Origin of the sequence: Bradyrhizobium sp. SZCCHNR1017 (assembly GCF_032381375.1) — a bacterium.
GTDB lineage: Bacteria > Pseudomonadota > Alphaproteobacteria > Rhizobiales > Xanthobacteraceae > Bradyrhizobium.
In genome coordinates, this window is sequence record NZ_JAUHIR010000017.1 from 99855 (window position 1) to 119581 (window position 19727).

Consider the following 19727-nt stretch of genomic DNA (forward strand, 5'->3'; position numbering starts at 1 on the left):
CCCGCACGAGGTCAGCGTGCGGGAAGTGGCGCCGGCCGTGCGTCGGTCCGTCAGAGAATGAGCGGCAGGGCATTGAAGCCCGGGACATTCGCGAGTGCGCCGTGCTTGAACTCATCGTCATTTCGACCCTCAACGGCGTGCTGTTCGGCATGCTGCTGTTCCTGCTGTCGAGCGGGCTGACCGTCATCTTCAGCATGATGGGGGTGCTCAATTTTGCTCACGCCAGCTTCTACATGCTCGGCGCCTTCTTCGGCTTCCAGCTCACGAAATGGGTCGGCTTCTGGCCGGCCCTGCTGCTGGCGCCGCTCCTCGTCGGGGCCATCGGCATGGCTGTCGAGCGCTACGGTCTGCGCAACACGCACAAGCATGGCCACGTCGCAGAGCTGCTGCTGACCTTCGGCCTCGCATTCGCCATCGAGGAGATCGTCTCGATGATCTGGGGCAGGACCCCGCTCGACTATCGCGTGCCGGCGCTGCTGGACTTTCCCGCGTTCACGATCTTCTCGACCAACTATCCGGCCTACAAGCTGTTCATGCTGGCGGTGTCGGTGACGATCTTCGTGGCGCTGCTGATCGTGCTCAAGCGCACCAGGGTCGGCCTGATCGTTCAGGCGGCGCTGACCCACCCCCACATGGTGGGCCATCTCGGCCACAATGTCGGACGCGTGTTCATGGTGGTGTTCGGGGTCGGCAGCGCGCTCGCCGGTCTCGCCGGCGTCATCGCCGGTCCCGCTCTGGTGACGCAATCCGACATGGCCGCGGCGCTCGGGCCGATCCTGTTCGTGGTGATCGTGTTCGGCGGCCTGGGCTCGCTGCCGGGCGCCTTCATCGCTTCGCTGGTGATCGGCCTGGTGCAGACCTTCGCCGTCGCGCTGAACGGCTCGCTGGCGAGCGCCTTCGGCCCGCTCGATCCGTCCGCCGGGCCATCGGTGCTCACTGACATCTGGAACGTGACGATCGCGCAGGTCGCGCCGATCGTTCCCTACCTGCTGCTGGTGCTCGTCCTGATCGTGCGCCCCGTGGGCCTGATGGGGACTCGCGAATCATGACCGCAGCAGTGACCTCCGCGTCTCGTCTCGCGGCAAAGCCCGCCGGATCCCGTCTCCGCTTCTATGCCGTCTGGGTGATCGGCATGGCGGCGCTGATCGTGCTGCCGCTGCTCTTCAATTCGGGCGGATCGCTGACCTCGTTCAGCCTCATCGGGATCGCGATCGTCTTCGCGCTCTCCTACAACATCCTCCTCGGTCAGACCGGATTGCTGTCGTTCGGTCACGCGGTTCACTACGGCCTGGGCGGCTTCGCGGCCTGTCACATGATGAATGCGGTGGTGGCGCATGGCTGGCCGATTCCGCTGCCCTTCATTCCGCTGTTCGGCGGGCTGGGCGGCCTCGCCTTCGCGATCATCCTCGGCTGGGTCATGACCAAGCGCGCCGGCACGGTGTTTGCGATGATCTCGCTCGGCATCGGCGAGCTCGTGGCGTCGTCGTCGCTGATCCTGCGCTCGGTGTTTGGCGGCGAAGCCGGCATCACCACGGACCGCACCGCTCTGCCGCGCATGTTTGGCTGGACCTTCGGGCCGCAGCTGCAGGTCTATTACCTGATCGCGTTCTGGCTGGTGCTGTCGGCAATCGCGATGTATGCGCTGACCCGGACGCCCCTGGGGCGGATCAGCAATGCGGTGCGCGACAATCCCGAACGGGTCCAGTTCATCGGCTACGACCCGCACGTCGTCCGCTATCTCGCCTATTGTTTTGCCGGATTCTTCGCCGGCGTCGCGGGCGGCCTCGCGGCGATCAGCTTCGAGATCGCGAATTCCGCCTATCTCGGTGCAATCCAGTCGGGCCTGGTGCTGTTCGCGACCTTCATCGGCGGGACGGCCTACTTCTTCGGTCCGATCCTCGGCGCGATCCTGGTGACCTATCTCCAGCTCGGGCTGACGAGCCTCACCAGCGTATGGCAGCTCTATTTTGGCATCATCTTCATCGGCATCGTCATGTTCTCACCCGGTGGCATTGCCGGTCTGCTGATGATGCACCGGCCGCTGGTCCGTGCCGGAACGCTCGGAATGGTGATCCCGTCCTATCTCGTTGCCATCGTGCCGACCGCGGCGCTCGCCTACGGCGTCATCCTGACCATCGAGACGGTCGCGCGCTATTCGGGCGGTGACGCCATCAATCTGTTCGGCGTAGCCTTCAATCCGCAATCGCCGGCGACATGGGGCGTCGCCGCGATTCTGGTGGTCGCCGGCTTCTTTGTCGCGCGGTCGACGTGGCAGCGGATCGCCGGAGCCTGGGACAGGGCCGCCACCGTGGCGCGTGATCGGGGGTATCTGGCATGACCGCAGCGATCGAAGTTCGCGCCGTCGAAAAGCGCTTCGGCAATGTCGGCGTCATCCGCGACCTCAATCTCAGCGTCACCAAGGGCGAGCGCCACGCCATCATCGGCCCGAACGGCGCCGGCAAGTCCACGACGTTCAACCTGATCAGCGGACACATCAGGCCGACCTCAGGCGAGGTGAGGCTGAACGGCACGGTCATCTCCGGCCTGCGGCCGTTCGAGATCAATCGGCGCGGCCTGTCGCGCTCGTTCCAGGTCACCAACGTGTTCGCCCGCATGACCGTATGGGAGAACGTCCGATGCGCCGTGCTGTGGGCGACCGGACATCGCTACGCGTTCTGGAAGAACGTCGACAGCCTGCCGGAGGTGCGCGAGCGGACCGCCCAGATCCTCGATGACATCCATCTCACGCATCGGCGTGACATTCCCGCGGGGTTGTTGACCTATGCCGAGCAGCGCGAGCTGGAGATCGGCGTCACCATCGCGAGCGGCGCGACGGTCGTCATGCTCGACGAGCCGACCGCCGGGATGAGCCACGCGGAGACCGAGCGCGCCGTCTCGTTGATCCGGCGGCTCACCGAGGGGCGGACGCTGGTGATCGTCGAGCACGACATGAGCGTGGTATTCGGTCTCGCCGATCGCATCTCGGTGCTGGTCTATGGCCACATCATCGCGTCGGGCACGCCGGAGGAGATCCGTCGCGACCCGAAGGTGAAGGAAGCCTATCTCGGTGAGGAGGCCCACTGATGCTCGAGGTCAGGAACCTCCACGCTTACTACGGCAAGAGCCATATTCTGCAGGGCGTCGACCTCGACGTCGCCGCCGGCGAAGTCGTGAGCCTGCTCGGCCGCAACGGTGTCGGCCGCTCGACCACTGTGAAGGCGATCATGGGCGAGGTCAGTCCGCAGGGGACGATCCGCTTCAAGGGCCGGGACATTGCCGGCTTGCCCAGCTACAAGATCGCGCGCCTTGGGCTCGGCTATGTGCCCGAACACCGTGACATCTTCCCGAGCCTCACCGTTCGGCAAAACCTCGTGCTCGGCATCAAGGACACGCGGCGGCCGGGGAAGTGGCGCCTTCAGGACATGCTCGACATGTTTCCCAACCTCGCCGCGCGCGCCGATACGCCTGCGGGTGTGCTGTCGGGCGGCGAGAAGCAGATGCTGACCACCTGCCGCACGCTGATGGGCGACCCTGACCTGATCATGATCGACGAGCCCACCGAAGGTCTGGCGCCGCTGATCGTGCAGCAGGTCGGCGATCTGATTGCCCGGATCGCAGCGGCGGGCGTCGCGATCCTGCTCGTCGAGCAGAAGCTCTCGATCGCGATGCGCATTTCGAAACGCGTCTATGTCATGGGCCACGGCCGCGTCGTGTTCGAAGGGACACCGGATCAGCTCAAGGCCAACACCGCGGTCCGGCAGGAGTGGCTCGAAGTATGAGAGGAGCCGCCGGCACGTTTTCGCCGATGCAGCTCCGGCGGATGTGCCACAGACACCCGCCTTGTCCAAATCCTTCAGGTCTGAGGCAATGGATGTCGCAGCATGCGGCGCGGAAACGTGGCGTGGCGTTCGCGTAGCCTCAGGGCAACGAGGCGCGCGATGCAGATCGACGCCGTCGCGATCGCGATGCCGGCGATCATGTCGACGAGGAAATGTCCGCCGCCGATCGGGGTCGAGAGCAGCATCGCGCCGTGGATCAGGACATTGAACGGTCGCAACCAGCGCAATGACCACAATGCCCAGCCGTCGAGGACCGCGGCTGCCGCGTGAAAGCTCGGGAAGGTCACGATCCCCGCGAGATGGCTGGTATCCAACAGGCGCAGCGTCCCATCGCGAACCAGGGGCACCTCGCGCGCCGTGTCGAAATAGGCCTGCGGGATGAGGTTTGCGTAGGCGGACGGCGGCAGCTCCAACGCGTGATACACGCCGAGTGCAGGGACAAACAAGGTGATGATGCAGGTCAGCGCCAGCGTCAGGCTGATCGCGAGGTTGAACTCCGCGAACCGGCGATAGTGGCCCAGCAAGGGAAGGGCCACGACGATGATGCAGATCGTCCAGGAAATGGATCGATAGCCGAACGCGAGGCTCAGGACGGCCCAGGGGCGGTCATTGACGAACGACAAGTAGTCGCGAAAGTCGAAGCCAAGGGCGCGATCGAGGGCGAGCAGGTTGGCGTCCTGAAGCGGCAGGTTGGCGGCCGTCGCAATGTAGGACAGTGATGCCAGCACGGTGGATGCCAGTGTGGTCTGGGCCATTCCCGTCAGGAATGAGAACATCCAGGGTTTGGCACGCCGCGCCGACCGTGCGTTGGCGTAGCCGATGACACCATAGATGGCCGATGTCGATAGCACGATGATGTAGCCGACGGGTTCGATGCGAAAATCCGTGAAGATCAGGCACAGTCCGAACAGCACCCAAAGAGCTGTCATGACAGCCCAGTTGAACCGGAACACGGCCCAGGCCGTCGCGGCATCCTCGCTGTCATGCGCCCGGTGCAAGACGCTCTTTGTCCAGGGGAGCCAGCGGCGGCTGAGATCAGGCAATAGACCACCGGCTGCGGTGTCCGACATTGTCGTCCGCTCTCACATTTCAAATGGATTTCGATTTGTTTCCCGTCGGTGTCTTGTTACGGCCGGTCGGGCCAATAAATCAACCTCGGCGGGTAAAATACGCAGATACCGTGCAACGATGCTTAATCAAGCGTAGCCTGGAACCCTGTTTCGGTTGTGCCGGACAGGAAAGCACATTCGGCGATGAGGCCGCCTTCGCGCCCATAAAAAGCGGGTGAATCGGTGAGAAGAGACCGAGAGCGAATCCGAGGCAGCTTTGGTTTGAAGGGCTTCGCCAGTCGTTGCGGGCGAGCTACTTGTGGTGGTGCTGTGGGGTCAGCGGCCGATCGCTCGCGGGCTTGCGCGAGAGGTGGTCGCCGTCAGCAAAGTCCGTCGCGACGTCGCATGCATCACAGCTTCTGGCGGCCGTAGATCAGGAGCATCAGGATGATCACCGCGCCGTAGATCAGTTGGCGACCGGCCTCGCTGATCTGCATCACCGACAGAATGGATTGCAGCAGGGTGATCAGCACGACGCCGGCGACGGTGCCGAGATAGCTGCCGCGGCCGCCGAGGATGTGCGTGCCGCCGAGCACGACGGCCGCGATCGAGGGCAGCAGATAAGCGTCGCCCATCGACTGCGCCGCCTTCGAGGCGTAGCCCGCGAGCAGAACGCCGCCGCAGGCGGAGAGGGCGCCGGACAGCGCGAACGCCAGCATGGTGATGCGGCGTGTATCGATCCCTGAGAGATAGGCCGCGCGCTCGCGATTGCCGATGGCATAGATGGCGCGGCCAAACGTGGTCCGCGACAGCAGCCAGATCGCGGCGCCGCCGATGATCGCCCACACCAGCACCGCGTTGGGAAGGCCGGGCACGATATTGCCGGTGGCGAGATAGCGCATCGCCTTGGAGGCGGAATCCTGCGGCGCGAAGCCTCCGGTGTAGGCGACCATCAGCCCTTGCGCGACCGCGTTGGTCGCCAGGGTGATGATCATCGAGGGAATGCGCAGATAGGCGACGCCGATGCCGTTCAGGAGACCGATGGCGGCTCCGCAGAGAATGCCGCAGGGAATCGCGATGATGGCGCCGGTCGTGCCATGGGCGGCCGCCGCGCAGGCCATCATCGCGCCCGTCGTGACAACCCAGGGCACCGAGAGATCGATCTGGCCGAGCAGGATCACCAGCATCATGCCGGTGGCGATCACGCCCAGGAAGCTCGCGACCTTCAACTGCTGCAGCAGATAATCCGGCGACAGGAAGCTGCGCGAATAGAGGCTGCCCACCAGCAGCAGCAGCAGGATGCAGCCGAACGAGGCCGCCACCGCCGGATCGATCCGACGCAGCATGGCGATCCCGCGATGGGTCGGTCGTGGTGCCGTTGCGTCGCTCATCCGAACCACTCCAGCCGATTGCGCACCCGCACCAGACCGAACGCGCCGATCGAGACCGCGAGCATCAGCACGAGACCCTGGAACAGCGGCTGCCACAGCGGATCGAAATCGAACACGAACAGCAGATCGCCGATGGTGCGGAAGGCGAGCGCGCCGAAGATCGCCCCGATCGCGCTGCCGCGTCCGCCCATCAGCGATACGCCGCCGAGCACCACGGCCGCGATCGAGAACAGCGTGTAGGCATTGCCACTCGCATAGGCGGCTTCGCCCGTGTAGGAGAAGAACGTCAGGAACAGGCCGCCGATCGCCGACAATAGGCCAGCCAAGGTGTAGGCGACAAACTTGGCCGCGCGGATCGGCGCGCCGGACATGTAGGCTGCGACCTCGGAGGAGCCGGTCGCGAACGCGGCGCGGCCGATGACCGAGCGGCTATAGGGTACCCAGATCAGCAGCGCCGCCGCAGCCAGTGCCACGAGGCTCGTGGGCAGCACGCCGAACAATCTTCCCGTCAAGGCATCCGCCAGCGTCTCGTTGACGGATCCGCCGGGATTGGGCCGCAGGAACAGCGCGATGCCGTAGTACATCGCCCCGGTGGCGATCGTCGTCACGATCGGCTGCAGGCGCCCGAAGATCACGATCGCGCCGTTTATCATGCCGCAGACGATGCCGGTGCCGAGCACGCCGGCCACGCCGAGCGCGGTCTCGGTGGCGGTTCCGACCACGATCCAGGATGCGAGGCAGTTGGTCAGGGTCAGGATCATGCCGACGGACAGATCGATGCCGGCGGTGATCACCACGATCGCCTGCGCCATCGCGACAAAGGCCAGCAGCGTCGCCTTGTTGGCCGCGGTCTGCACCATGTTGGCGCTGAAGCCGGCCGGATGATTGGTCGCATAGAGCAGGAACATCGCGACGAAGATCCCGATCGCGAGCAGGGTGCCGCGCTGTTCGGAGAGCCAGTACCGCCACTCGGTCATGCCAGACTCGCTTCCGCTCGCTCGCCTTCGTCGACATTGAGCGCACTGCTGACCAGCGCGCGCTCGGTGATCTCGGCGCCCGCGAGCTCGCGCCTGATCGCGCCATCGTACATCACCAGCACGCGGTCGCAGCAGCCGATCAGCTCGTCATAGTCGGTCGAATAGAGCAGGATCGCGGCGCCCTCGTCGGCAAGCCGGCGCAGCAGCCGGTAGATCTCCTGCTTGGTGCCGACATCGATGCCGCGCGTCGGATCATTGAGCAGGATGATGCGCGGCTTGTTCATCAGCCATTTCGCGATCACGACCTTCTGCTGGTTGCCGCCGGAGAGCGCGCTGACGGCGAGGTCGGGGGAGGCGGTCTTGATCTCGATCAGGCGGATCATCTCCTCGATCAGCATCGATTGCCGCTGCCGGTCGATGATGCCGAATGTCGCGAACCGGTCGAAGGCGGCGGCCGAGAGATTGTCGCGCACCGACATCGGCAGCATCAGTCCTTCGGTCTTGCGGTCCTCCGGAATGAGCGCGAGGCCGATGCGCTCCGACTTGGCGGTGACGGGGCTGTCGATCGTCACCTTGTTGCCGTCGATCAGAATGTCGCCGCGACAGTCGCGCAGCACGCCGAACAGCGCCAGCAGCAGCTCGCGCTGGCCCTGGCCGTCGAGCCCGCCGAGACCGATGATCTCGCCGGCCTGCAGCGAGAACGAGATGTCCTTCAGCCGGTCGCCCCAACTGATGCTCCTGCATTGCAGCGCGGGCGGCCGCCCATCGGTCTTGCGCGGCGGCTTTTCCGGGAAGGCATGCTTGTACTCGCGGCCGATCATCAGCTCGATCACTTCGGCATCCGTCTTGGTGCCGGCCGGGAAGGTCGAGATGCGGCGGCCGTTGCGGAACACGCTGCAATCGTCGGCGAGCTCCGCGATCTCGTGCATGCGATGGGAGATGTAGAGCAGCGCCAGCCCCTCGCTGCGCAGGCGCTTCAGCACCTTGAACACCTTGGTCACGTCGGATGCGGTCAGCGCCGAGGTTGCCTCGTCGAGGATCAGGATCTTCGGCTGCCGCGACAGCGCTTTCGCGATCTCGACCATCTGGCGGCGCGACAGCGGCAGGTCCTTCACCAGCGCGCGCGGATGAATGTCGCTGGCGCCGGCGCGGTGCAGCGCCTCCTCGGCAAGTCGGCGCTGGGCGCGCCGGTCGATCATGCCGAACCGCGTCGGCGGATGCGAGATCATGATGTTGTCGGCGACCGACAGGTCGGGGATCAGCGACAGCTCCTGGAAGATGCAGACGACGCCGGCATCGTTCGCGGCGGAGGGACCGCTGAAGGCGACCGCGCGTCCTTCAAGCGTCATCCGGCCTTCGTCCGGCGCGACCACGCCGACCATCAGCTTGATCAGCGTCGACTTGCCGGCGCCGTTCTCGCCGAGAATGGCGTGGATGCGGCCGGGATGGACCTCCAGGTCCGCACCGTCGAGAGCGATCACGCCGCCGTAGCGCTTGGACAGTCCTTCGGCGCGAAACAGCGGCTCGGCCGCGATCATGCTTGCTCCCTCAGTCGTTTGGTCAATAGGGACGGGCTGGCCGCGAGAGAACTCGCGGACCAGCGATCACACCGGCCTATTGATTTTCCTTCGACTGACCCATGATCTCCTGCGCCGTGAAGTTGATGCCGCAGGTCGGGAAGGAGTTGCCGACGAAGAAGTTGTCGGACTGGGCCGGGAAGTAGTCCTGATCCTTCTTGAAGTTCGGATCTTCGACGACGGCGAGCGGCAGCTTGACCGATTGCGGCACCACCTTGCCTTCCAACGCGGCGAGCGCGACCTTGATCGCGACCGCGACCTGCGCAGGTCCGGTACCGGCGGAAGAGCATTTCAGGCCTTCGGACGCCTTGGCGGCGCAGAACTTGCGGAAGCCGTTTTCGGTCTCGCCGCCGAACGGCACCATCTTGTGCTTGGCGTCGAGCATGGCCTGCACGATGCCGGTGTCGCCGCCCTGGCCGGAAATCGCATCGAACGGGCCATTGGTCGCGATCGCATCCGCCGTGGCCTTCTGGGCGACGCCGTCGTCCCATTTGCCGACGACCTCGGTGACCTGCCACTTCTTGCCGGAGGCATCGAGAACGGAGTGGAAGCCGTTGTGCCGATCGGTGTCGACCGAGGTGCCGGCGACGCCGCGCACCTCGAGCACCTTGCCGCCGCCCGGCACGTTCTTGACCAGCCACTTCGCCCAGAGTTCGCCGAGACCCTTCTGGTCGACATTGACGTTGATCGCATCTTCCGTCGCGAGGATGTTGTCGAAGGCGACGAGGATCACGCCGGCCTGCTTGGCGCGCTTGATCACCGGCCCGAACGCGGTCGGGTTCTGCGCGTTGACGACGATGGCGTCATAGCCGGAATCGATGAAGTTGTTGATTGCCGATATCTGGGCCGGCACGTCCTCGCCGGTCGAGACGACTTTGAATTCCTTCAGCTTGGCCTTGATCTCCGGCTGCGCCGCATAGGCCTTCGCGGTCTGGATCATCTGGATGCGCCAGGTATTGGCGATGTAGCCGTTCGCCAGTGCGATGCGGTACGGGCCCTTCTTGGCCGGAAACTTGAAGAACTTGGTGTCCGTGGTCCACGGCACCATGCATTCAGGCTCGGTCGCCGGTCCCTTGACCATCTCCGGCTCCGCCAGCGCCTTGCCGGCAAACGCCGTGACCAACACCAGCGATGCACAAGTGGCAAGGCATCGCGCCCTCATCGACTTGGACGACATTCGTGACCTCCCCTGTTGTTGTGGCGCCAAATCAATGACGCATATGCGAGACGCCTCTTTGTTTCCGGAGGTTGTGCGAGCATTGCTCGTCATCTCGACCCGCCAAGCGTTACTGATCAATGACAGCGCTGTCAATTACCGTCGCGCGGCTTTTGCCAAGCGGCCGGTCGCATGTCATGAATATGGTTCGGACAAATCCGCGTGAATCAATGTTGCAAGGATCATGTCTCAGAAGCGTCGCACCACGCTGGAGGACGTCGCGCGCATCGCCCATGTCAGCGCTGTCACTGTGTCGCGGGCGCTGCGGCGGCCCGATATGGTGTCGCCGGAGTTGCGCAAGCGGATCGATGCCGCGGTCGACAGGCTGGCCTATGTGCCGAACTACGCGGCGAGCCGGCTCGCCTCGACCCGCACGCATTCGATCGGCATCGTCGTGTCGTCGCTCTCCAACGGCATCTTCGCGGACTACCTGCAGGCGATCTACGACACCCTGCTGCCGCTCGGCTTTCGCCCCGTCGTCGTCAGCAGCCGCTACTCGGCGGAGGAGGAAGAGGGCGCGATCAGGACCTTGCTGGGCCAGAACATCGAGGCGCTGATCCTGGTCGGAGTGAACCAGACGCGGGCCGCGCGGCGCGTTCTCGAACGTTCGCGGATTCCGGTGGTGCAGACATTCGAGCTGACCGACGATCCGATCGATCTGAATGTCGGACTTTCGCAGCGCCAGGGCGGCTACGCCGCGACCCGCTTCCTGATCGAGCTGGGACATCGGCGGATCGCCTATCTCTCGGGACAGCGCGACGACCGGGCCCGCGCCCGGCTCGAGGGGTATCGTGCGGCGCTGGCCGAAGCGGGGCTGGACGGCACGTCGCTGGTGGCCTGGCTGCCGGCGCAGGCGACGATCTCGCTGGGGCGGAAGCTGACCGAGGAGATGCTCGCGAGCGAAGTTCCCGATGCGATCTTCTGCTGCGATGACAACATCGCGCTTGGTGCGCTATTCGCCTGCCAGCAGGCGGGGCTGGAGGTCCCGCGCCGGATGTCGCTGATCGGCTTCAACGACCTGGAATTCGCGGCGGCCTCCAATCCGCCGCTGTCGACCGTGCTGACGCCGCGCGCCGACATGGGGCGCGTGGCGTCCGAACTGGTGCTTCAGGTGATCGCCACCGGCAAGCGGCCGAGAACGCGGCGGATCGACCTCGGCTTCGAGATCGTCGCACGCGGCAGCACCGGACCGCACCTCGTGGCTTCGTGATGATGGTCGAGCCTCAGGCCCAGCCGCCGTCGACGATGTAGTTCTGGTTGGTGCAGGCGCCGCTGTCGTCGGCGGCGAAGAACAGCACCACGCGGGCGATGTCGTCCGGCACGAGCTTGCGCTTGAGGCATTGGCGGCGCATGAGCTCGGCCTCGCCCTCGGGCGTCAGCCAGAGTCTCTGCTGCCGCTCGGTCATGATCCAGCCCGGAAGAATGGAATTGACCCGCACGTTATTGGGTCCGAGATCGCGGGCGAGGGCGCGGGTCAGTCCCTGGATCGCCGACTTCGCCGTGGTGTAGCAGGGCATGTTGCCCTGGCCGAGCACCCAGCTCACCGAACCGAGATTGACGATCGCGCCGCCTCCGGCCTGGATCATGTCCGGCGCGACCGCCTGGGCCGCGAAGAACTGATGTTTGAGGTTCACGGCGATGCGCTCGTCCCAATAGTCCGGCGTGACGTCCTCGATCGCGTGGCGGTCATCACGCGCGGCGTTGTTCACCAGAATGGTGATCGGCCCCAGCGCCGCACGGGCGCCGTCGACCGCGGCCCTCAGCGCACCGATGTCGCGAAGGTCGGCATGCTCGAAGTGCACCTTGGCCTCCGCAGGCAGGCTCGCCAGCAGCTGCTGCGACGCCTCCAGATCGATGTCGATGAATCCGACACGCGCGCCTTGGCCGAGGAAATTGCGCACGATCGCTTCCCCGATGCCGGAGCCGCCGCCGGTCACGAGGACGGCCCGATCCTTGAGGCTTGGAAAGATGGTGCCCTGCATTGGCTTCCTCTCAGTTGCGCCTGGAGAGCAGCAGCGCCCGACGGCGACACTGGCAGGATCTCGAACGTCGTCCGTGCCGTGCGATGCACAGCCGGTGCGCGTTCGCCTGGACCCCTTCGTGTGCGCCTGCGAGCAACTCGCGCCCGATGTCGATGCTGACGGATCCGGGCACTCCCCCTGCGATGTCCTTGTTTGGCTTTCCGGCATTCTGCGTCAGGACCGGCAGGGACGCCAGCACTGATGCGCCCGCCCGGATGCGACCATCGGGCGATTTCGGGCGCAGCTGGAGCGGACGTCGCGGATCGAGCGCCTCAGAGGATTTCGGCGATCGACTGGCCCTGCAGCTCGATACTGAGTCCCTGCATGCCGAGATCGGTGATCTCGCCGCCCATCGCCTTCAGGCTTTCCTCGCGGATCAGCGACATCAGCCCGCGCCGCAGCGCCAGGAACTCCGACGACATCATCATCGCTTGCTGGCGGGGCCGCTCGAGCGGGATCTGGATTTCGGCCTTGATCGAGCCCGGGCGCGCGGTCATGCAGTAGACGCGGTCGGACAGGAAGATCGCCTCGTCGATGTCGTGGGTGACGAACAGCACCGAGATCTTCAGCCGCTGCCACATGTTGGTGAGGATCTGCTGCATGATGATGCGGGTCTGCGCGTCGAGCGCGCCGAACGGCTCGTCGAGCAGCAGCACCTTGGGACCGGTGGCGAGCGCGCGCACGATGCCGACGCGCTGCTTCATGCCGCCGGAGAGGCGCTCGGGATAATGGTTCTCGAACGCCTCGAGGCCGGCGAGCCCGAGCAGAGTGCGCGCCGCGCGTGCGCGCTCGAACTTCGGCATGCCGCGCATCTTCAGCCCGAACTCGACGTTCTCGCGCACCGTCTTCCAGGGAAACAGCGAATATTGCTGGAACACCATGCCGCGCTCGGCGCTCGGACCCGTCACGGCATGGCCGTCGACCGTGACGACGCCGCTGGTGGGTTTGAGGAAACCCGCGACGGCGTTGAGCAGTGTCGACTTGCCGCAACCCGACGGTCCGACGATCGAGACGAACTCACCAGGCTCGACGTGGATCTGCGTGTCGGTGACGGCCTCGACGGCGCCGTCGATGGTCTCGTAGCTCAGGGCGAAGTTGCAGACCTCGATATGGCCCTGTCTCGTATCCGCTGCGGCTTGGCTCATCGCGACCTCCAGGGCATCACCAACTGTCCGGCTGCGCGGATCACGAGGCTCGAGCCGAGCCCGAGCACGCCGATCGCGATCATCCCGAGCGCGATGTCGGCATACTGGACCAGCGAATAGGCTTCCCAGGTGAAGTAGCCGATGCCGAACTGTCCCGAGATCATCTCGGCCGCGATCAGCGACACCCATGCGACGCCCATGCCGACGGTGAGGCCGGTGAAGATGTGCGGCAGCGACGCCGGGAAATAGACCTCGCGAAAGATCGCGGTCTCCCGCGCGCCGAGGCACTTGGCGGCCCGCACCAGCACGGGGTCGACCAGCGTCATGCCGTGCAGCGTGTTGACCAGGATCGGAAAGAACGAGCCGAGAAAGGTGATGAAGACGATGCTCTGCTCGTTGGTCGGCCACAGCATGATCGCCATCGGCACCCAGGCAATCGCCGGGATCGGACGCAGCACCTCGGCGACCGGGAAGACGATCTCGTGCACCAGCTTGAACCGGCCCATGATCAGGCCGAGCGGCACGCCGACCAGTGCGGCCAGCGAGAACCCGATGAAGATCCGGCGGCAACTGAGCAGGATGTGCATCAGGAATTTCGGATCGTGGATCGCCTTGGTGAAGCTCGCATAGACGGCCAGCGGCGCCGGCACGTTGGTGAACTTCACGAAGAAGACGACGCGGTAGGTCGTCAGCAGGTGCCAGGCGATCAGGAACAGGATCAGCGACGCGGTGCCGATCAGCACCGACTGCAGCCTGTCCTGGTTCAGCCGGAACCAGCGTGCCGCGCGGGCGGAGACGTCTGGACGGCTCGGCGGGATCGCGGTGCCAGGCGCGGCGGTCGCCGCAGCCTGGTCGGGGGATGTCATCAAAGCGGGGCTGCTCAAGTCTTGCCTCCCGCCATCGCCAGCTTCACGGCGTCATCAAGTCCCATCACCTTGCCGCCGATCTTGGCGGCATAGGCTTCGGCATCCTTCTTCAGCAGGAACGGCGCGATCTCGCCATTGGCCGCCGCGAAGAACGCCTGGTCGGCGAACAGCTTGATGCCGCGCGCGGTGTCGAAGACGTAGGCGACGTTGATCTTCTTGCCCTTGGCCTTGTAGTCGGCATAGGCGCCGAGCGTGCAGGTCGCGCTGCTGAAGGCTATGATGCCCTCGCCGTCGACCCAGACCTCGCCGGCCTTGCGCGGCTCGGTGATCGGCCTGCTGCAGAACTTGTCCTCGCCGGAGATTTCGTAGTTCGCGGTGCTGGCGAGATCCTTGTCGTAGTCCAGCTTCAGCTCGGCATAGGCCTTGCGGATGTAGCTGTCGTCGACCCATGTCTTCGGATCGAACTCTTTCATGCGGCCGAGGCTCTGCAGCACCTTGACGTCAGTCGCGGCGGCATCCACCAGCGCCGGCTTGATCGTCGGATCCGTGGTCATGTTGCCGCCGGGGCCGAGGAAGATGTAGACGACCTCCTTGTTGATCCCGGTCCATTCCTGGATCTTTTCGGCCGCCGCTTTCGGATCCTGGCGCAGCCACTGGTTGGCGGCGATCACCGCCTTGACATAGGCGACGACGACCTCGGGATATTTTTCCGCGAAGTCGGTGCGGACGACGACGCCATGGAATGTCGGCAGGTTGGTCTGGACGCCGTCGAAGATCTTGCGCGCAAAGCCGCGGAACGGCAGCAGCTCCGCGAACGGCACGAAATCGGCGTGCGCGTCGATCTTCTTTTCCTGCAGGTTGGTCGAGCCGACCTCCGGCGTCTGGCTCACCAGCTGGAAGAAATCCGCCGGATAGCCGCCGTCCTGAAGCGCCTTCAGCACCATGCCGTGTGCGGCCGAGCCGAACGGCACGCTGACCAGCTTGCCCTTGAGGTCGGAGAGTTCGTAGTAGGGCGAGTCCTTGTGAACGACGATGCCGTTTCCGGAGCCGGCGAGGCTGTAGGCGGCGACGGCGATCAGCCGGCTCTTGCTCTCGGGATTGTTCTCGAAGGTGAAGCCGTTCACGATCAGCGGGTAGTCGCCCATCATGCCGAACTGCAGCTTGTTCGCCATCATCCCGTTGGTGACGGGCGGACCGGAGGTGAAGTTCTGCCATTCGATCTCGAACTTGACGTTGGCGTATTTGCCGTCCTTGGGCAGATACTTCTCCAGCAGGTGAAGCTGCCGCACGATGGTGCCGGCCGTCACCGTGTTGGTCGTGGTGTCCTGGGTGCCTATGCCGATCGTGACTGTCTCTGCTGCGACGGGCTGCGCCGCGATCAGGGACAGGCAGGTGACGGATAGCAAGAGCGCGTGACGGCAGCGGACCATTCTCATCCCCGTTCGGTTGGATGGCTGATGGCGCCATGATGAAGGCCGCGTCCACGAGCGCAAATCCGGAGTTCGGCAGCGGGTGGATTAGTTGCCGTCAAAATCCGGTTGCGTACTCCTTGGGCAATTTCGCTCATGACAGCCGCTTGCATGAGCAGGCCGGCTAATCCGCGGCCTGGCCGCGCATCTCGTCCAGGACGTCGGGCCGGCAGACCACGATCTGCGAACGCCTGGTGCGGACGATATTCTTTTCCTGCATCCGCTTGAGGCTGATCGTCACCCACTGCCGCGTCGCCCCGACCATGTGGGCGATGTCGGCATGGGTGAAGGCCGCGGCAATGACCTTGCCGTCGGGATCATCCACGCCATAGAGGTCGACGAGATGCAGCAGCAGATGAGCGAGCCGCTCGGTGATCGAACGCGTCCCCAGCATTTGGGCCAGGGCGGAGTAGCATTTTCCCTTGAAGCTCAACCCTTCGATCAGTCCGATCGCGAGATTGGGGATCTCCGCCACCAGCGTTCGCAGCTCCTTGCCCGGAAGCTGGATCACGCTGGCATTGCTGGCGGCGATGCCGGACCATTGATGCACGCCGGTGTCGAACACCTCGGGACCGCCGACGAAATTGCCGACATGCCAATAGGCCAGCGTGATCTCGCGCCCCTGCGGCGACGTATAGAACACGCGGATGCGGCCGCTCTCGACCAGGAAGATGCCGTCGTGCCTGGCGCCCTGGCTGAACAGCGTCTGGCCGCGGTTCAGCACCTTGCGGCGGCCCTGCTTGAGCACCTGCTCACGCTCGCGCAGGCTGAGCCTTTCGATCAGCGACGGCGGGCCGCCGATGGATTGCTGGCTTTCGGTGAGCAGGAGCGACGAACTGGTCACCGCGCGCGCTGACGTCATGGGAGAGGGCACGGCGTCCGCAGCTGATTTGGCTGCCTGCAGCAACATGTCTTGCCTCCGCATTGATCATACTGATCAGAAGCGGAGCAATGTTCGTGCCATTCGTCACCGCGCGACGCACCTCAGGCGGCAACGAGTTCCCAAAGGTATGATTTCGGATAGATGCCGCGATTGTGGCCGTCGGAAAACGCGATGTTCAAGCCGTAACCGAGATCTCCGACCCCGACGATGCCGATCCCGGGAAACTGCGCCGGGAAGCGGCCGTCGAGGCGGGCCCGCCTGCAATGCGCGCACATGCAGGACAGCCGCAGCCGTTCGGCGGACAGCTCCGCGGGAGCGCCGCCGGCATTCCGCAGCCGCAACGACGCCAGGTCGGGACTGACCTCGCTGTTGAGGGTATCGGCTGGAATCATGGCGCCTCCTGGTTGTGCCGAAGCCGGTGTCGTTACGCTAGGGGAGACGGACCGGGGCCCCCAGCAACTAATTGCCTTGTTCGACGGAATGTGGAGCGCGAGGTGCTTCGTTGCCGCGCGCTCGCCTTCCCGAGGAACAATCTTTGCAACTAATCCACCGTCGCGGCGCGTTCGAAATTGCCGAACCGCGCCGTTTCCGCGACATCGTCGTCAGCAACCGCCACACGGCGCGCCCCGCGCCTCAGGAGACGACGATGAGCGCTTTTCAGACCGAGACGGTGTTGTCGGTCCGGCACTGGACCGATTCGCTGTTCAGCTTCACCGCCACGCGGGATACCGGCTTCCGCTTCCAGAACGGGCAGTTCGCGATGATCGGGCTCGAGGTCGACGGCCGGCCGCTGATGCGCGCCTACAGCATGGCGAGCGCCAATCACGAGGAGGAGCTGGAGTTCTTCAGCATCAAGGTGGCGGACGGGCCGCTGACCTCCCGGCTGCAGAAGATCAAAGAGGGCGATCGCATCCTGGTGGGGCGCAAGGCGACGGGAACGCTGATCGCGGGCAACCTGATTCCGGGCAGGCGTCTGCTGCTGCTGTCGACCGGCACCGGGCTGGCGCCGTTCGCCAGCCTGGTCAAGGATCCCGACATCTACGAGACCTATGAGACCATCGTGCTGGCCCATGGCTGCCGCCAGGTCTCGGAGCTCGCCTATGGCGAGCAGCTCGTCGATGGCCTGCGCGGCCACGAATTCTTTGGACCGCTGGTCCGGAACCGGCTGCTTCATTACCCCACGGTGACCCGCGAGCCGTTCCGCAACCGCGGCCGCATCACCGACCTGATCGCATCGGGGCAGATGTTCGCCGACATCGGTGAGCCCGACCTCGATGTCGAGACCGACCGCGTCATGCTCTGCGGCAGCCCGGCGATGTTGGCCGAGCTCCAGGCCATGCTGGAGGGCCGCGGCTTCGTCGAAGGCAACCACAGCACGCCCGGCCATTTCGTGGTCGAGAAGGCGTTCGTCGAGCGCTGATTGGCCGGCGCGAAGAAATGCGCTCAGGCGACAACTAATTGCTATCGCCGGGTGCCCCCGCTGAACAAGTCTGATCCGGACCGGTGTGACCCCGGCCAAGCAGGAGCTTAGAATGGCAATGGATGAGATCGTCGACGGCCTCTCGGAGGTGTCCTGCGACGTGCTGGTGATCGGCGGCGGCACCGCCGGACCGATGGCCGCCTTGAAGGCCAAGATGAAGAATCCCAAGGCGAACGTCGTTCTGCTGGAGAAGGCGAACGTCAAGCGCTCCGGCGCGATCTCGATGGGCATGGACGGCCTGAACAACGCCGTCATCCCCGGCTATGCAACGCCGGAGCAATACACCAAGGAGATCACGATCGCCAATGACGGCATCGTCGATCAGAAGGCGGTCTACAAATACGCCCAGAGCTGCTACGGGATCATCGAGGAGCTCGACAGCTTCGGCATCCGCTTCCTCAAGAACGAGAACGGCGACTATGCCGTCAAGAAGGTGCACCACATCGGCACCTACGTGCTGCCGATGCCGAACGGCGAGACCGTCAAGAAGGCGCTGTATCGGCAACTGCGCCGCGCACGCATCCTGATCTCCAACCGCTACATGGCGACGCGGCTCTTGAAGTCGAGCGATGGCCGCATCGCCGGCGCCGTCAGCGTCAACACCCGCACCGCCGAGATGCTGGTGATCAAGGCCAAGGCCGTCATCCTGTGCATGGGCGCGGCGGGACGGCTCGGCCTGCCGACCTCGGGCTACATGTTCGGCACCTATGAGAATGCCGCCAATTCCGGCGACGGCTATGCGATGGCCTATCACGCGGGCGCGGCGCTCGCCAATCTCGAATGCTTCCAGATCAATCCGCTGATCAAGGACTACAACGGTCCGGCCTGCGCCTATGTCGCCGGTCCCTTCGGCGCCTATACCGCCAACAACGAGGATCGCCGCTTCATCGAATGCGACTATTGGTCGGGCCAGATGATGTTGGAATTCTACAACGAGCTGCTGTCGGGCAAGGGGCCGGTGTTCCTGCAGCTCAAGCACCTGCACGACAAGACCATCGAGGAGATCGAGCACACCCTGCACAAGGTCGAGCGGCCCACGCGAGGGCTGTTCCAGGAGGGCCGCGGCGTCGACTACCGCAAGGAGTCGATCGAGATGCACATCTCGGAGATCGGCTTCTGCTCCGGCCACAGCGCGTCGGGCGTGTTCGTCGACGACAATGCCCGCACGACCGTCCCCGGGCTCTATGCGGCCGGCGACATGGCCAGCGTTCCGCACAACTACATGCTGGGCGCGTTCACCAACGGTTCGTTCGCCGGGCTCGACGCGATGGAGTTCGCCGACAATCATGATTTCGGCGACATCGATGCCGCCGAGATCGCGCTGGAGCGCGAGCGCGTGCTGGCGCCGACCAAGCGCGAGGATGGCATTCCGCCGAACCAGATCGAGTACAAGACGCGGCGCCTGGTCAACGACTATCTCCAGCCGCCGAAGGTGACGCGAAAGTACGAGCTCGGGATGCGCCGGCTCGCCGAGGTCCGCGAGGACATGCAGGAGCGCATGATCGCACGCAACGCGCATGAACTGCTGCGCGCACTGGAGGTGCAGTCGATCATGGATTGCGCGGACATGGCCGCCCATGCCTCGCTGTTCCGCGAGGAGAGCCGTTGGGGGCTCTATCACTGGCGCACCGATTTTCCGGACAAGGACAACGAGAACTGGTTCTGCCACACGCTGCTGAGCAAGCTGGACGGCCGCATGACCAGCGAGAAGCGGGCGGTGCAGCCCTATGTCGTGCCGATCGCGGACGATGAGAAGGACCTCTACGACAAGCAGCGCATCCGCGCCAGCGCCTGACGATCAGAAGGAGAACAGA

At 64.9% G+C, this 19727-nt stretch carries 19 protein-coding genes; 8 read left to right on the top strand and 11 right to left on the bottom strand.

Annotated elements, in window-relative coordinates; genetic code table 11:
• Positions 1–101: 101 nt before the first annotated feature.
• From QW863_RS30345 to QW863_RS30360, 4 genes are read left to right on the top strand one after another with little or no spacing between them, the layout of a single operon-like run.
• Complete coding sequence (locus QW863_RS30345; protein WP_315713537.1) at positions 102–1049, top strand: branched-chain amino acid ABC transporter permease; 948 nt, start codon at positions 102–104, stop codon at positions 1047–1049.
• On the top strand, positions 1046–2338 hold the full coding sequence (locus QW863_RS30350; RefSeq protein WP_315713536.1) for a branched-chain amino acid ABC transporter permease: 1293 nt from the start codon (positions 1046–1048) through the stop codon (positions 2336–2338). The genes QW863_RS30345 and QW863_RS30350 overlap by 4 nt, the downstream gene beginning before the upstream one ends.
• Positions 2335–3084, top strand: a complete 750-nt coding sequence (locus QW863_RS30355; RefSeq protein WP_315713535.1) for an ABC transporter ATP-binding protein — start codon at positions 2335–2337, stop codon at positions 3082–3084. Before QW863_RS30350 ends, QW863_RS30355 begins: the two co-directional genes overlap by 4 nt.
• Complete coding sequence (locus QW863_RS30360; protein WP_315713534.1) at positions 3084–3779, top strand: ABC transporter ATP-binding protein; 696 nt, start codon at positions 3084–3086, stop codon at positions 3777–3779. The genes QW863_RS30355 and QW863_RS30360 overlap by 1 nt, the downstream gene beginning before the upstream one ends.
• A 74-nt stretch (positions 3780–3853) precedes the next feature.
• On the opposite strand, the gene QW863_RS30365 is transcribed toward QW863_RS30360, so the two are convergent.
• The 5 genes from QW863_RS30365 to QW863_RS30385 all read right to left on the bottom strand — a co-directional run bounded on the left by QW863_RS30365 (position 3854) and on the right by QW863_RS30385 (position 10010).
• The gene (locus QW863_RS30365) at positions 3854–4909 is read right to left on the bottom strand and encodes a phosphatase PAP2 family protein (RefSeq protein ID WP_315713533.1); all 1056 of its coding nucleotides are present in this window, start codon (positions 4907–4909) and stop codon (positions 3854–3856) included.
• 389 nt (positions 4910–5298) lie between these two features.
• The gene (locus QW863_RS30370; RefSeq protein WP_315713532.1) at positions 5299–6279 is read right to left on the bottom strand and encodes an ABC transporter permease; all 981 of its coding nucleotides are present in this window, start codon (positions 6277–6279) and stop codon (positions 5299–5301) included.
• Entirely contained in the window at positions 6276–7256 is a 981-nt protein-coding gene (locus tag QW863_RS30375; RefSeq protein ID WP_315713531.1) for an ABC transporter permease, read from the bottom strand. Before QW863_RS30375 ends, QW863_RS30370 begins: the two co-directional genes overlap by 4 nt.
• A complete protein-coding gene (locus tag QW863_RS30380; protein WP_315713530.1) occupies positions 7253–8794 on the bottom strand; it encodes a sugar ABC transporter ATP-binding protein in 1542 nt (513 codons plus the stop codon). The genes QW863_RS30375 and QW863_RS30380 overlap by 4 nt, the downstream gene beginning before the upstream one ends.
• 76 nt (positions 8795–8870) lie before the next feature.
• The gene (locus QW863_RS30385; protein WP_315769566.1) at positions 8871–10010 is read right to left on the bottom strand and encodes a sugar ABC transporter substrate-binding protein; all 1140 of its coding nucleotides are present in this window, start codon (positions 10008–10010) and stop codon (positions 8871–8873) included.
• Between QW863_RS30385 and QW863_RS30390 the strand changes: the two genes are divergently transcribed.
• Both QW863_RS30390 and QW863_RS30395 read left to right on the top strand, forming a co-directional pair.
• Positions 9949–10215, top strand: a complete 267-nt coding sequence (locus QW863_RS30390) for a hypothetical protein (protein WP_315769614.1) — start codon at positions 9949–9951, stop codon at positions 10213–10215. The genes QW863_RS30385 and QW863_RS30390 overlap by 62 nt on opposite strands.
• Positions 10216–10233: 18 nt before the next feature.
• Positions 10234–11259 carry a LacI family DNA-binding transcriptional regulator gene (locus QW863_RS30395; RefSeq protein ID WP_315769569.1) on the top strand — a complete coding sequence of 342 codons (1026 nt, stop codon included), beginning with the start codon at positions 10234–10236 and terminating at the stop codon, positions 11257–11259.
• A 13-nt stretch (positions 11260–11272) separates the two neighbouring features.
• Here the strand turns inward: QW863_RS30395 and QW863_RS30400 are convergent, their stop codons facing one another.
• The 6 genes from QW863_RS30400 to QW863_RS30425 all read right to left on the bottom strand — a co-directional run bounded on the left by QW863_RS30400 (position 11273) and on the right by QW863_RS30425 (position 16825).
• A complete protein-coding gene (locus tag QW863_RS30400; RefSeq protein WP_315769572.1) occupies positions 11273–12031 on the bottom strand; it encodes an SDR family oxidoreductase in 759 nt (252 codons plus the stop codon).
• Between the two features lie 311 nt (positions 12032–12342).
• The gene (locus tag QW863_RS30405) at positions 12343–13215 is read right to left on the bottom strand and encodes an ABC transporter ATP-binding protein (protein ID WP_315769575.1); all 873 of its coding nucleotides are present in this window, start codon (positions 13213–13215) and stop codon (positions 12343–12345) included.
• The gene (locus QW863_RS30410; protein ID WP_315769577.1) at positions 13212–14099 is read right to left on the bottom strand and encodes an ABC transporter permease; all 888 of its coding nucleotides are present in this window, start codon (positions 14097–14099) and stop codon (positions 13212–13214) included. The genes QW863_RS30405 and QW863_RS30410 overlap by 4 nt, the downstream gene beginning before the upstream one ends.
• A complete protein-coding gene (locus QW863_RS30415) occupies positions 14096–15511 on the bottom strand; it encodes an ABC transporter substrate-binding protein (protein ID WP_315769580.1) in 1416 nt (471 codons plus the stop codon). The genes QW863_RS30410 and QW863_RS30415 overlap by 4 nt, the downstream gene beginning before the upstream one ends.
• A 163-nt stretch (positions 15512–15674) precedes the next feature.
• A complete protein-coding gene (locus QW863_RS30420; protein WP_315752353.1) occupies positions 15675–16460 on the bottom strand; it encodes a Crp/Fnr family transcriptional regulator in 786 nt (261 codons plus the stop codon).
• Between the two features lie 74 nt (positions 16461–16534).
• Positions 16535–16825, bottom strand: coding sequence for a gamma-butyrobetaine hydroxylase-like domain-containing protein (locus tag QW863_RS30425; protein ID WP_315713523.1), 291 nt, complete (start codon positions 16823–16825; stop codon positions 16535–16537).
• Positions 16826–17079: 254 nt separating this feature from the next.
• On the opposite strand from QW863_RS30425, the gene QW863_RS30430 reads away from it, so the two are divergent.
• Entirely contained in the window at positions 17080–17853 is a 774-nt protein-coding gene (locus tag QW863_RS30430; protein WP_315769583.1) for a ferredoxin--NADP reductase, read from the top strand.
• A 112-nt stretch (positions 17854–17965) separates the two neighbouring features.
• Positions 17966–19708, top strand: coding sequence for a fumarate reductase/succinate dehydrogenase flavoprotein subunit (locus QW863_RS30435; RefSeq protein WP_315769586.1), 1743 nt, complete (start codon positions 17966–17968; stop codon positions 19706–19708).
• Positions 19709–19727: the final 19 nt, after the last annotated feature.